Source organism: Halomonas citrativorans (assembly GCF_900163645.1).
Lineage (GTDB): Bacteria > Pseudomonadota > Gammaproteobacteria > Pseudomonadales > Halomonadaceae > Vreelandella > Vreelandella citrativorans.
In genome coordinates this window covers 65,172-78,297 of record NZ_FUKM01000003.1, presented here as the reverse complement: position 1 = coordinate 78,297, position 13,126 = coordinate 65,172, and the positions used below count along the sequence as shown (strand labels likewise).

The following is a 13,126-nucleotide window of genomic DNA, read 5'->3' as shown; positions in this document are numbered from 1 at the left end:
AAATTCAAGATAATAAGAGTAATCTTGAATTTATACACTTAATGATAAATATAATTACGTAATACATATAACGTAATTATTGTATTTATAAGTCATTACGCGGAAAATAGGGCGATTCAATAGGCAAACATCAGGAAGAGACAGCATGGCGCGCAGTGGCATTCAGTACAGTGACGTACAGCACGCAATCGATACGCTTCTTACCCGTGGCGATACGCCCAGCGTGCAAAGAATCCGCGAAGTGTTGGGTACCGGCAGTTTTACGACGATCAGCGAACACTTCCGCCATTGGCGCACCGAGCGCGAACAAAATCGCGACGTTCCTCCACCAAAAGGCGTCCCTGAGGTGGTTGTTAATGTCGCCAGTGAGCTATGGCGTGAAGCGCAAGAAGTCGCCAATCAGGCGCTGCTGCACTACCGCGAAGAGGCGAATCGACAAGTCGAAGAAGCTCAGCAGTTGGCTGAGAATGCTGAACAGTTAGCAGCGAACGCCGAACAGCGCGAAAGCGCCCTAGCGGAACACTTCCGCCATACCGAGCAGCGTCTTGAAGCACTTAACCGTGAGCTGGCCGCAAGCCAAGCCAAAGAGCAGCATTGGCAGCAGGCTGCTACAGAGGCGCATGAGGAAAACCAGCAGTTAAAAAAAGCGAATGAAGCCTTACAGCAGCATAATGTGGCCCTTGGCCAGCAACATACCACTGCGTTAAAAGAGCAGCAGAGCGTATGGGAAAAACGCTTGGCCCAAGAAGAGCTGCGCAATGAAAATGCCGAGGGAAGATTGATGGCAATGCTGGACGAGTCTCGCCAGGAGCGTGCTCAGGAAGAAAAAGCCTCGCAAAAGCGGCTCCAGCAGAAACAGCAACGCATCGAGGCATTAACGGAGGAGCTAAAGCAGAATCGCGGCGATCTACTAAAGCAGCAGACTCAGGCAAACCAATACGCCCAGCAGGCAAAAGAACAGGAGCAGCACATCGCCACCCAGAAAGAGCGCATTACATCGCTCACTCAGCAATTGACGGATGCTCAGGAAAATAGCAAACAGCAGCGAGAGCAGATGAAACGTGAGCGCGAATGGCAGGCCACAATGGGTCAACAAATGACGGCGTTACAGCAGCAACTTTCTGAACTACCTGCTTCGATAAACGTCAGAGAAAGGCAGCTCAATGAGAATGACTGACTGACGCTGACACCAGCTAGTCTGCCGACGTCATTAGGGATGAAGTAAGCCATTACGGATAAAACACGCACCCATAGCGTTTGTTATCGCTAACCAGCCGATGGTTGTTGACCGGCAGGAGCATCACCATGCTGATTAAAATTGCTAAACCTAGTGACTTGCATGAATCAGAGATTACTCCTGAGTCGATTTACTTATCACGCCGACGCTTTATGAGCGGGCTCGTGGGCCTCGGAGCTGGGCTGGCATTAGCAGGCCACGCCTCAGGCAGTGAGCAAATACCTGACTACAACGATGCTCCCGAAGGCGATGCGCCTGAATGGTTTAAGGCCAAACGCGATGCGGCCGAGTGGCGGGCAGTTGTGCCTGCCGACCCGAGCCAGGACAAAATGGCCCCTTATGCGGATGCCAGCAGCTACAACAATTTTTTTGAATTTGGTACCGGCAAAAGCGACCCCTCACGCAGAGCGGGTTCGCTGGTGACTAAGCCTTGGAGCGTAGTGATTGATGGTGAGGTCAATAATGGTGGGCGCTTCGCCCTTGAGGATCTCGTCAACCCTTCCCAGTTTGAAGAACGCATTTACCGGCTACGTTGTGTGGAAGCCTGGTCGATGGTTATTCCTTGGCTAGGCATTTCGCTTGCCGATGTTATTCAACGCGCAGAGCCTACGTCAAAAGCCAATTACGTGCGCTTTGAAACGCTAGTAGATCCTGAGCAAATGCCTGGGCAAGGCTCCGCTTTTGCCCTAATCGACTGGCCCTATGTAGAAGGGTTACGCCTTGATGAGGCAATGCATCCGCTAAGCTTTCTAGCGATGGGCATGTATGGACGAGAGCTGCCTAATCAAAACGGCGCACCGCTTCGCCTAGTGGTGCCATGGAAGTATGGCTTTAAAAGCATTAAATCGATTGTGCGCATTTCACTGGTTGAAGAGGAGCCGCTCAATTCTTGGCAGCAAATCGCCGCCAATGAATATGGCTTTTACGCCAACGTGAACCCTGAAGTCGATCATCCTCGTTGGAGCCAGGCCACCGAACGCCGTTTACCGAACAGCCTCTTCAATACCAATATCATCGACACGCGTATGTTCAATGGTTATGCCGATGAAGTCGCTGGCTTATATGCAGGCATGGATCTTCGGACCCACTACTGATGCCGACTTATTTTATTACGCTATGGCGCATAGGTGTTTTCATTGGTGCCTTAGTGCCCCTGGGCTGGTGGAGTTTGCACGTAGCCACCAATATGGCGGGCCCAGAGCCCGGGCGCTATTTGCTGTTAAATATTGGCCAAGGCGCGCTATGGCTATTGTTGCTTACCTTGAGCCTTACGCCCCTTACCCGGCTGACACGCTGGAAAGGCTTTAGCGTCATTCGTCGCCAGTTGGGACTGTGGACGCTTGCCTATGCATTTTTGCATTTCGTTTGCTACGTGTTGTTTATTCTGGGGCTTAATTGGGCCCAGCTAGGCAGTGAGATCGTTAAACGACCGTATATTATTGTGGGCATGCTGGCTTTATCAGGTTTAGCCGCTCTTGGCGCCACGTCTAATCGTTGGGCTATGCGAAAATTGGGCAAGCGCTGGAAAACACTCCATAAGCTCATCTACATTATTTTAGCGCTGGTGCTGCTGCATTTCTTATGGATAGTCCGCGCGGATATGCAGGAGTGGTTTTTATACGCGATGGCGGGTGCGTTGTTAATGTGTCTGCGGATTCCGGCTATATCGCGCATATTGCCTAAGGTACGCCAACGACTAAAACACTCCGTGTAACTAAAAAGGCCACCGTTTGGGTGGCCTTTCCGTTGGCTGAAGTACTGCTGAATAAAACAAAAAACCCAGCCGGAAGGCTGGGTTTTGAGGTTATGGCGCGTCACCTAGCGGTAATAAGCGTTGGTGGTATCGGTGTGGTCGGTGACATCACGAATACCGGCAAGCTCTGGAATACGCTCCAGAAGAGTTTTCTCAACGCCATCTTTGAGGGTTAAGTCTACCGCTGCGCAACCTTGGCAGCCGCCGCCAAAGGCGAGAACGGCCATTTTCTGTTCCGTTAACTCAACCAACTTGATCTCGCCGCCGTGAGAAGCAAGGCCTGGGTTGATTTCGCTGTACAGTACATAGTTGATACGGTCTTCCAAGGGGCTGTCGGCATTCACCTTGGGCATCTTGGCATTAGGTGCCTTGATGGTCAGCTGCCCACCCATTCGGTCGGCGTTAAAATCAACAACGGCTTCTTCTAAAAACGCCAAGCTGTTTTTATCAAGAAACACGTTGATTTTTTCAAGCTCTAGCTTAACATCGGTGGGTTCTTCTTCACCGGGACGGCAGTATGCCAGGCAGGTTTCTGCATAAGGCGTACCAGGCTGGGTAATAAAGATACGCACGGAGATACCCTCAACGTTTTGCTTTTCAAGCAATTCCGCAAGGTACTCTTGGGCGCTGTCGGTAATGTCGATACCGGGTGCTTCGATAATCGTGGTCATGAGGCTATTTCCCTCCCGTGAACGGTGGCAATACCACTTCACATGTCATTTTCACGCTATGGTAAGCAAAACGGCGCGTCGACACAATCCCGACTGTTTTAGTAGGCTATTTAAATGGCTAACGGGCTAATGAATCTTTAACAGCTGTATTGTATAGCTGCCCTGCTTGGCGGCCTTTGGTATCATATTGCCCGTTTGGTTATTGATATGTTGTAAAACGTCGCTCATCCCCCTTTTCGAAAACGTATTTTAATAAAACATTTTCGATTAAGACGCTGGAGAATTTTCCCTGTTATGGCCGCTAGTGATTTGAACGCCTCGCTCACCCAACGCCTTGCCCAACGCATTCTTATTCTGGATGGCGGTATGGGGACCATGCTGCAAAATGCCCAGCTGAGCGAGGAAGACTTTCGCAGTGAACGCTTCAGCGATTGGCCGTCGGATTTAAAAGGCAATAATGACCTGCTGGCGCTTACCTGCCCCGATGTGGTTTCGCGTATTCACCGCGCTTACCTGGAAGCGGGCGCGGACATTATTGAAACCAATACTTTTAACAGCACGCGTCTTTCTCAAGCCGACTACGGCATGGAAGAGATTGTTGTCGAACTTAATCGTGAATCTGCGCGCCTGGCCCGGGAAGTGTGCGATGCGGTCGCGGCAGAAACCGGCGTGCCGCGCTATGTCGCGGGCGTCTTGGGCCCTACTTCACGCACCGCCTCACTGTCGCCGGATGTGAACGACCCGTCCAAGCGCAACGTGACCTTCGATGAGCTGCGTGAAAACTATTACGAAGCTGCTCAGGCGCTGATTGAGGGCGGTGCTGACCTGATCATGATCGAAACCATCTTCGATACACTCAACGCCAAAGCGGCGATCTACGCGCTTGAAGTGCTGTTTGAAGATCTGGGCAAGCGGCTGCCGGTCATGATTTCAGGCACGATCACCGATGCCTCGGGCCGGACACTTTCCGGGCAAACCACTGAAGCATTCTGGAACTCGGTTCGCCATGCCCAGCCACTGTCAGTAGGCCTTAACTGTGCACTAGGGGCTGAAGAGCTACGCCCTTACCTTGAAGAGCTGTCCACCAAAGCCGATACGTTTGTTTCTGCACACCCTAACGCCGGCCTGCCTAACGAGTTTGGTGAGTATGACCAAACGCCGGAAGAGATGGCGGCGATCGTTAGCGAGTTTGCCGAGAGCGGCCTGGTCAATATCATTGGTGGCTGCTGCGGCTCGACCCCTGAGCATATTCGTGCAATTGCAGATGCAGTGCGCCCCATGGCACCGCGTCAAATTCCTGAGCGTAGCTCCGCTTGCCGCTTGTCCGGGCTTGAGCCTTTCAACATTGATGCTGACTCGCTATTCGTCAACGTGGGTGAGCGTACCAACGTCACCGGCTCAGCGCGTTTTAAACGGCTTATTGTCGAAGAAGATTTCACCACTGCCCTGGAAGTAGCACTTGAGCAGGTTGAAAACGGCGCGCAAGTCATCGATATCAATATGGATGAGGGCATGCTGGAGTCTCAGGAAGCGATGGTGCGCTTTCTGAATCTGATTGCTGGCGAGCCGGATATTGCCCGCGTACCGATCATGATCGATTCGTCCAAATGGGACATTATCGAAGCAGGCCTAAAATGCGTTCAAGGCAAGGCCATTGTTAACTCAATCTCTTTAAAAGAAGGCGAAGCGGCGTTTCGCGAGCAGGCCACCAAATGCCGTCGTTTTGGCGCGGCTATCGTGGTTATGGCCTTCGACGAGGATGGTCAGGCCGATACGTTCGCACGCAAGACGGAAATCTGTGAGCGTGCCTATCGCCTGCTGGTCGATGACATCGGCTTTCCGGCCGAAGATATCATTTTCGACCCCAACATCTTCGCCATTGCCACTGGCATAGAAGAGCACAACAACTACGCCGTCGACTTTATCGAGGCGTCTCAGTGGATTCGTGAAAACCTGCCGCATGCCATGATTTCAGGCGGCGTTTCCAACGTCTCCTTCTCGTTCAGGGGCAATAACCCGGTACGTGAAGCGATCCACTCCGTGTTCCTGTATCACGCCATCCGTGCAGGTTTGAGCATGGGCATCGTTAACGCTGGGCAGCTTGCGGTATACGACGACTTACCCGCCGAGCTTCGCGATGCCGTGGAAGACGTTGTGCTGAATAAGCGCAGCGACGGTACCGAGCGCTTGCTGGACCTTGCAGACAAGTACAAGGATGACGGTAGCGGCCCGGCCAAGAAAGAGGACCTTGAGTGGCGCGGCTGGCCGGTTAACAAGCGCATTGAATATGCGCTTGTTAAAGGCATCACGGCCTATATCGAAGGCGACACCGAAGAAGCCCGCGTTCAGGCCGAGCGCCCTATCGAGGTCATTGAAGGGCCGCTAATGGATGGCATGAACGTGGTCGGCGACCTGTTTGGTGCCGGTAAAATGTTCCTGCCCCAAGTAGTGAAGTCCGCACGGGTCATGAAGCAGGCGGTTGCCTATTTGATTCCGTATATCGAAGCGGGAAAAAGCGAAGGCACTCAGGCCAAGGGCAAAATTGTCATGGCCACGGTTAAAGGCGACGTTCACGATATTGGCAAAAATATCGTCGGCGTGGTGCTACAGTGTAATAACTACGAAGTTATTGATCTTGGCGTGATGGTGCCCGCTGAAAAAATCCTTCAAGCCGCTATTGATCACAACGCCGATATTATTGGCCTGTCAGGGCTGATTACGCCGTCGCTTGATGAAATGGTGCACGTAGCCAAAGAGATGCAACGCCGGGGTATGAACCTGCCCTTGCTGATCGGTGGCGCAACGACGTCAAAAGCGCATACCGCGGTTAAAATTGAGCCACAGTATGAGCATCCGGTCATTTACGTGACCGACGCTTCACGCGCGGTAGGTGTGGTTGGCCGACTACTCGCCCCGAACCTCAAAACAGCGTATGTCGCGGAAATTCGTGAAGAGTATGTCAAGGTACGTGAGCGTAACGCCAAGCGCCGTCCTAAAGCGGCGGACCTGGATTACACTCAGGCGCGCAAACGTCGTTTCCGCACCGACTGGAACACCCAGACGCCAGTTGAACCCAAGTTCCTGGGCCTCAAGACGTTCGATAACTATGACCTTGAAGAACTGATCGAGCGTATCGATTGGACCCCCTTCTTCATGAGCTGGCAGTTAGCGGGTAAGTACCCAAAAATTCTTAACGATGAAGTCGTTGGCGAAGCGGCGCGCAATCTGTTTGCCGACGCGCAAGACATGCTACGCAAGCTTGTCGATGAAAAGCGCGTTCAGGCTCGGGGCGTTATCGGCCTGTGGCCGGCCAACAGCGTGGATGATGACGTCGTTGAAGTGTATGCCGATGAATCGCGCAGCGAGGTCATCGAGCGCCTTCACCATATTCGTCAGCAAACCACTAAGGGGCGAGACGGTATCTGCTACAGCCTGGCGGACTTTATTGCGCCTAAAGAGAGCGGCAAGGCCGATTGGATCGGCGGGTTTGCGGTAACCACAGGGCATGGCGTGGACGAGCTTACCAAGGCCTATGAAGCCGCAGGCGATGACTACAACGCCATTTTGGTTCAGGCACTTACCGACCGTTTGGCGGAAGCTTTTGCAGAGCGCATTCATGAGCGGGTACGTAAAGAGTTCTGGGGATACGTACCTGAAGAAACACTGGATAACGACGCGCTGATTGCAGAAAAATATCAGGGCATTCGCCCCGCCCCCGGCTATCCTGCCTGCCCGGACCACACTGAGAAAGGCACCTTGTTCAAGCTGCTAAACGCCACAGAAAATACCGGCCTTGCGCTGACGGAAAGCTACGCCATGTGGCCAGCCGCTGCCGTTGCGGGCTGGTATTTTGCTCATCCGCAGTCAAAGTACTTCTCGACGGGCAAGATCACCCGTGACCAAGTGGAAGCAATCGCTGAGCGTAAGCAAATGACAATTGAGGAGATGGAGCGCTGGTTGTCGCCAGTCCTCTCCTACGACCCCAACTGATATGGCAGTAGCTGCACATCGTCACGGCAAGGTAATGCGCTTGGCGTTTCCTGTTATGTTGGGCATGCTTTCTCAAAGCATGCTCAACATTATTGATGCCGCCCTGGTAGGGCATCTCGGTCAGGTCGCACTGGCGGGTGTCGGCGTGGGCGGTTATGCCATGTTTATGGTAACTGCGCTGGTCTTTGGCCTCTCCTCAAGCGTTCAATCGCAAACGTCCCAGCGCCTTGGAGCGGGCCGTGAGTATTCGGCTCAGCCTTTACAGGCAGGAGTTGCGGTTGGCCTGGTAGTTGGGCTGCCGCTATCGCTGCTGGCCTGGTGGCAAGCGCCTGCCCTGCTATATTTGATAACGCAGGTGCCAGAGGTGCATCACTTTGCGGTTGATTACTTTCGCTGGCGGGTTATCGCCCTGACAGCCATTGCGTTAACACTGTGTTTTCGCGGTTATTGGAATGGCCGCCAACAAACGCATCTTTATCTGCGTATCATCATTGTTGTTCAGCTGTTTAACGTAGCGGCCAGTAGCGGTCTGATCTATGGTCTATTTGGGCTGCCCCGCATGGGGGCAAGTGGTGCAGGCGTAGGCACCACCCTTTCGATGATTTTAGGGCTTTTTATCTGGCTTTGGGTGACCGTAAGCCAGCGAGAAAAAAACGGCTTTATGTTCAGTTTGCCTACCCTTGATACATTGCGTATGACGCTGGCGCTTGCCCTGCCGCATTCGCTACAGCAGGTGTGTTTTGCAGCGGGCTACGTCGTGCTTTTCTGGCTATTAAGTCGGTTGGGCACAGCAAGCGTTGCGGTTGGCCATGTACTGGTTAATCTATCACTACTGTTAATACTGCCTGGCGTGGGCGTCGGCGTTGCGGCCATGAGCCTGGTCGGCGAAGCGCTGGGGCAAGATGATCAGCGTGCCGCCCATCGATGGGGACTGGATGCACTTCGCGTTGCGGGCTTGCTACTCACGCTTTTGGCACTACCGATGCTGGCATTTCCAGCGCAGTTGCTCAGCATCTTCTTTTCCAGCCATGAGCTTATTACGTTGGGTACTCTGCCGCTACAAATTACCGGCGCGATGATTGTGCTGGATGCAGCGGCCTTGGTGCTGGCTCAAGCATTGATGGGCGCTGGCGCGCAGCGTACGGTGATGCTGCTGACCTTAAGCATGCAGTGGCTTTTGTTTCTGCCCCTTGCCTGGTGGGTTGGCGTTGGTTTACAACAAGGCCTGCTTGGAGTTTGGCTGGTACAGCTTTTTTATCGACTAGCGAATTCAGCGGGTTTTTTGTGGATTTGGCAGCGTAAGCGCTGGCTAGCTCCCAATGTTTTAAATATCGTTTAGCGATAAAAAGATAATTATATATTCTTTTGTAGAATATGAGATACGCGTTAAGGTAACACTACATTAATGTCCGCTTTGACGTGACCATTTCGCTTTTTAGCAGGATCGTGCCACATGTACCGTTATGATATTCATGACCAGACCCTGGTTGATGAGCGTGTCGTCCAGTTTCGTGACCAGATGGATCGCTACCTGGCAGGACGCTTGGGAGAAGAAGAGTTTCGTCCGCTGCGGCTGCAAAATGGCCTATATATCCAGCGGCATGCACCGATGCTCCGGATCGCCATTCCCTATGGCATGCTCGCAAGTTACCAGTTACGCTCGCTTGCCGATATTACCCGTCGCTATGACCGGGGTTATGGGCACTTTACGACCCGGCAGAATCTTCAGTTGAACTGGCCTGCGCAGGAAGATGTGCCAGATATTCTGGCCGAGCTTGCTAAAGTGCAAATGCACGCCATCCAAACCAGCGGTAACTGTATCCGCAACACGACCAGTGACCAGTTCGCCGGTATTGCTAACGACGAAGTGGAAGACCCGCGCCCTTGGTGTGAGCTAATCCGCCAGTGGTCGACGCTACACCCTGAATTCGCCTATCTACCGCGCAAGTTCAAGATTGCGGTAACCGGTGCGGCCAAGGATCGTGCGGCTATCCAGGTTCACGATATCGGCCTACGCCTGTGGCGCAACGAAAAAGGCGAACTGCGCATCAAGGTGCTCGCCGGTGGTGGTCTCGGTCGTACGCCGATGATTGCTGAGGTAGTGCGTGAAGACCTACCCTGGCAGCATCTGCTGACTTACCTTGAAGCCTGCGTACGCGTTTATAACCAGTTTGGTCGTCGGGACAACAAGTTCAAGGCACGTATCAAGATTCTGGTCAAAGCGCTGGGCATTGAAGAGTATCGCCGCCGCGTTGAAGAAGAGTGGGCACATTTAAAAGATGGCCCGCAGACGCTTAATCAGGCAGCGGTTGATGTCGCTAAAGGCCACTTCCCCGAGCCGGAGCGTCGCCCGGTAGCAGAAAGTGCTGCGGTTGATTTTGAACGCTTGCGCAGTGAAAACCGCAGCTTCGCACGCTTTGTGACCAATAACGTTACCGACCACAAAGTGCCTGGCTATAAGGCGGTGACACTGTCGCTCAAGCGCCGTGAACACGCCCCAGGCGATGTCACTGCCGATCAGATGGATACCGTGGCAGATTTAGCTGATCGCTATAGCTTTAGCGAAATACGCGTGACCCACGAACAGAATCTGGTGCTTTCCGATGTTCCTGTCGATGAAATCGAAGCGCTGTGGAACGAGCTTGAAGCGCTGGGCATGGCCAACCCTACCGTGGGTACGCTGAACGATATTATCTGCTGCCCTGGCGGTGACTATTGCAGTTTGGCCAATGCCGTTTCCATTCCTATCGCCCAGGCGCTGCAGGAACGTTTCGAAGATCTGGATTTCCTGTATGACCTGGGGCCGCTGGATCTTAATATTTCGGGCTGCATGAACGCATGTGGTCACCATCATGTGGGTCATATCGGCATCCTCGGTGTCGACAAGAAAGGTGAAGAGTTTTATCAAATATCGATTGGTGGCAATGCCACCGACGATGCATCACTCGGCAAAATTCTGGGCCCCTCTTTCTTCCGCCAGGACGTTCCGGACGTGGTTGACAAGGTGCTGCAGGTTTATGTTGCCGAGCGTCATGAAGATGAGCATTTCCTCGACACCTATCGTCGGATTGGCCTGAAACCTTTTAAAGAGCGTGTGTATGCCAAATAACGTGGATACCCCGACTGAAGAAACGCTGAACCCGGTGCATGTTGATCACCTTCTGCTTAACGGAGAACTGGCCGCTGAAAACGCTTGGTGTGTTTCTTACGACGACACCCATCTTCCTGAACAGCGTCCGGCATTTGTGCCGTTAACGTTATGGCAGGCGAACAAGCAGGATGCAGAGCTTGCTCCATTACTGCTGAGTGACACCGAGCTTAACGCTGAGCTGGCAGCTGAACTGAATCCGCTACCCGCTGTGGCAATCGACTTCCCAAGCTTTACCGATGGTCGTGGCTATTCAACCGCTCGCCTGCTGCGCGAACGCTTTGGGTACGCTGGTGAAGTACGCGCCGTCGGTGATGTGCTGGTTGACCAGCTCGACTACATGCGCCGCTGTGGCTTTAACGCCATGGCGCTACGCGATGATCAGCACCCTGACGATGCGCTACGCCTGTTCAACTCATTTAGCGTTCGTTATCAGCCCGATGTAGAAGAGCGCCATGCGCTCTTTGAACGTCGTCTGACAGCCAGCCTGTAAGCCGCTGAAAAAAACCGGCCAGGGAGCAATGCCCTGGCCGGTTTTTATTTTGAAAGGGGCTTTTTTAAACGCTTAAACGCGGCATCGTCTACAGCTTCAGACGAAGATGGGAAGCTACTTCGTTTATCAGTGAGGCGGGCACTTCGTGCTCCTTCGCTAATACATTCCACTGCGCAACGTGCTCAACGGTTTCATCGATCATGGCGTTGATTTTTGACCGGGTAAAACGTGGGCTAAGCTTTTCAAGTGAGTAAAAATCGTCTCGCGTAAAGTGATCGCGCTTACCGTTTAAGCTCATCCAGTGGTTGTTAATCCACCGACTTCCCGGTTTATAGCTATACGCAAGGTCATAAGCTGGCGCGAGTGCCCATCGCTCTTTTCTCAGGATAAAGGCAAAGTTTTTGGCATGATCATCATGGTTTCGCGCCACGATGTTAAACACCATACGTCTAAAAAGCTGGTCGGCCTCTTCTGCAGAAAGGCGCAGCTGCCTTGCGATGCCAAATAGCTCTGCGTAAGAGAAAGAACCAGGTTTGTTGTAATCCACGTGGGCGATGCCATTTAGCGTCTGCACATGCCGCTTTTGATTCCCGATACGGTCAAAGCGCTGGGTTATAAAGTGTCGGCGTTTACCTTCTTGCAGCAATTGGCTAGGCATCATATCGATACCGCAGGATTTTGCCAGCCGATAGTACACATACTCCATGGCACCATAACCCAGCGGGTCACCAAAAATCTCACGGTTTTGGTTATGCTCACTTACGCCATCAAATTTCATTAAGTAGTGCGTAAACCCTTTAGGCACATCCGCTTGGCCTGAACGCACCTCGGAGAAATCCTGGTTAAATGCCAGCACGGCTTTGGGCCGAGCGCCGCCAGCACTCATTCCCACCGAAAGCAGTGCCATCATCGCTTCGCGATCGTCCTGGCCCTCTTTCGCAAGTTCAACGGAAAAATTCGCACGGTTATCCAGAATTTCCTGAGCAATGCCTACCAGTGAGGCTATTTCTACTTGGCTTGAGGCATTCAGGCTTTTTAGCCGCGTAGCGGGCGTATATTCAAGGGCGCCCATGCCCCGCTTGCCAGTATATTGAAGTCGCTGAAGCGGCGTAATATCGCTGGCCTGCCCCCCTCTGCTGGCAATCCAGGCGTTTAATACCGCGTTGCCAAAATCATCGGGTAACGAGTCGGCAATTAATCCAGGCAGCCCTTTAAAGGTTTTAAAATCAAGTTCAGGAAACGCATATATTCTATTGGCTAATGGCATCTTCAGAGGAGAAAGTTCAATCCCCTTTTTCACAAACGACTTATCGTACTCAAACGCGCCTTGTCCGGTACGCGTATCGAAACTAACAGCGCCTACGTAGTGCTCCATGCAATGAACATCGACAGCTTCCATTACCATTCAAGCGTCTCCCCTTCATCCGCGCTACTCTGCTCGGAAGTGCTCTGTCCAGAAGTACTCTGTCTAGAAGTACTCTGCCCCGAAGCACGCTGGCGCTGCTTCCCCTGGAGTTTGGAGAGCTGTAAGGGCGAAATCATCGGGGGTGGCAAGAAGTAATCCAGCTGTGAGGTCATATTCAGGGCCATCATAATAGCGACGAGCGCCTCCAACTGAACTCTGCCTTTTTCCGCATTCAGCACCACCTTTCTGGACAGCCCCGCACGCCTAGCCACTTCTAATTGCGTCATATCCTGGTTAAGGCGTGCCTGCTTCAAGCGCTGCCCCAGCTCTTCCGCAAGAGCTGCAGGCGACATGTCGTCAATGCCCATAAAGCCCCCTAATAAGCACTTATAAGCGTAAAAAGCTCTTTGTGCCCTTATAATAGCACAT

Annotated in this window: 10 protein-coding genes; 7 read left to right on the top strand and 3 right to left on the bottom strand. The window is 52.7% G+C overall.

The window, feature by feature from the left end; translation table 11 throughout:
* The first annotated feature begins 145 nt into the window (after positions 1 to 145).
* The 3 genes from CZ787_RS00835 (at position 146) to msrQ (ending at position 2,951) form a co-directional block, all read left to right on the top strand.
* Positions 146 to 1,177: a DNA-binding protein gene (locus CZ787_RS00835; RefSeq protein WP_087105434.1), complete on the top strand. Its 1,032-nt coding sequence runs from the start codon at positions 146 to 148 to the stop codon at positions 1,175 to 1,177.
* 128 nt (positions 1,178 to 1,305) lie between these two features.
* Positions 1,306 to 2,331 carry a protein-methionine-sulfoxide reductase catalytic subunit MsrP gene (msrP, locus tag CZ787_RS00830; protein WP_087105433.1) on the top strand — a complete coding sequence of 342 codons (1,026 nt, stop codon included), beginning with the start codon at positions 1,306 to 1,308 and terminating at the stop codon, positions 2,329 to 2,331.
* A complete protein-coding gene (gene msrQ, locus CZ787_RS00825) occupies positions 2,331 to 2,951 on the top strand; it encodes a protein-methionine-sulfoxide reductase heme-binding subunit MsrQ (protein ID WP_087105432.1) in 621 nt (206 codons plus the stop codon). Before msrP ends, msrQ begins: the two co-directional genes overlap by 1 nt.
* A 104-nt stretch (positions 2,952 to 3,055) precedes the next feature.
* On the opposite strand, the gene nfuA is transcribed toward msrQ, so the two are convergent.
* Complete coding sequence (gene nfuA, locus CZ787_RS00820) at positions 3,056 to 3,661, bottom strand: Fe-S biogenesis protein NfuA (RefSeq protein ID WP_087105431.1); 606 nt, start codon at positions 3,659 to 3,661, stop codon at positions 3,056 to 3,058.
* A 294-nt stretch (positions 3,662 to 3,955) separates the two neighbouring features.
* On the opposite strand from nfuA, the gene metH reads away from it, so the two are divergent.
* The 4 genes from metH (at position 3,956) to CZ787_RS00800 (ending at position 11,292) form a co-directional block, all read left to right on the top strand.
* Positions 3,956 to 7,651 carry a methionine synthase gene (gene metH / locus CZ787_RS00815; protein ID WP_087105430.1) on the top strand — a complete coding sequence of 1,232 codons (3,696 nt, stop codon included), beginning with the start codon at positions 3,956 to 3,958 and terminating at the stop codon, positions 7,649 to 7,651.
* Position 7,652: 1 nt separating this feature from the next.
* Positions 7,653 to 8,990 (top strand): MATE family efflux transporter, encoded by a 1,338-nt coding sequence (locus tag CZ787_RS00810; RefSeq protein ID WP_254908509.1) that lies wholly within the window; start codon positions 7,653 to 7,655, stop codon positions 8,988 to 8,990.
* Between the two features lie 114 nt (positions 8,991 to 9,104).
* On the top strand, positions 9,105 to 10,760 hold the full coding sequence (locus CZ787_RS00805; RefSeq protein WP_087105429.1) for a nitrite/sulfite reductase: 1,656 nt from the start codon (positions 9,105 to 9,107) through the stop codon (positions 10,758 to 10,760).
* A complete protein-coding gene (locus CZ787_RS00800) occupies positions 10,750 to 11,292 on the top strand; it encodes a DUF934 domain-containing protein (RefSeq protein ID WP_087105428.1) in 543 nt (180 codons plus the stop codon). The genes CZ787_RS00805 and CZ787_RS00800 overlap by 11 nt, the downstream gene beginning before the upstream one ends.
* Before the next feature lie 88 nt (positions 11,293 to 11,380).
* On the opposite strand, the gene CZ787_RS00795 is transcribed toward CZ787_RS00800, so the two are convergent.
* Both CZ787_RS00795 and CZ787_RS00790 read right to left on the bottom strand, forming a co-directional pair.
* A complete protein-coding gene (locus tag CZ787_RS00795) occupies positions 11,381 to 12,697 on the bottom strand; it encodes a type II toxin-antitoxin system HipA family toxin (protein ID WP_087105427.1) in 1,317 nt (438 codons plus the stop codon).
* Complete coding sequence (locus CZ787_RS00790; RefSeq protein ID WP_087105426.1) at positions 12,691 to 13,065, bottom strand: helix-turn-helix transcriptional regulator; 375 nt, start codon at positions 13,063 to 13,065, stop codon at positions 12,691 to 12,693. The genes CZ787_RS00795 and CZ787_RS00790 overlap by 7 nt, the downstream gene beginning before the upstream one ends.
* Positions 13,066 to 13,126: the final 61 nt, after the last annotated feature.

Bases quoted from the DNA above. Each gene is read 5' to 3' on its own strand.
- metH (WP_087105430.1), top strand. From the start codon at position 3,956: ATGGCCGCTAGTGATTTGAACGCCTCGCTCACCCAACGCCTTGCCCAA.
- msrQ (WP_087105432.1), top strand. From the start codon at position 2,331: ATGCCGACTTATTTTATTACGCTATGGCGCATAGGTGTTTTCATTGGT.
- CZ787_RS00835 (WP_087105434.1), top strand. From the start codon at position 146: ATGGCGCGCAGTGGCATTCAGTACAGTGACGTACAGCACGCAATCGAT.
- CZ787_RS00795 (WP_087105427.1), bottom strand. From the start codon at position 12,697: ATGGTAATGGAAGCTGTCGATGTTCATTGCATGGAGCACTACGTAGGC.
- CZ787_RS00810 (WP_254908509.1), top strand. From the start codon at position 7,653: ATGGCAGTAGCTGCACATCGTCACGGCAAGGTAATGCGCTTGGCGTTT.
- CZ787_RS00800 (WP_087105428.1), top strand. From the start codon at position 10,750: ATGCCAAATAACGTGGATACCCCGACTGAAGAAACGCTGAACCCGGTG.
- nfuA (WP_087105431.1), bottom strand. From the start codon at position 3,661: ATGACCACGATTATCGAAGCACCCGGTATCGACATTACCGACAGCGCC.
- CZ787_RS00805 (WP_087105429.1), top strand. From the start codon at position 9,105: ATGTACCGTTATGATATTCATGACCAGACCCTGGTTGATGAGCGTGTC.
- msrP (WP_087105433.1), top strand. From the start codon at position 1,306: ATGCTGATTAAAATTGCTAAACCTAGTGACTTGCATGAATCAGAGATT.
- CZ787_RS00790 (WP_087105426.1), bottom strand. From the start codon at position 13,065: ATGGGCATTGACGACATGTCGCCTGCAGCTCTTGCGGAAGAGCTGGGG.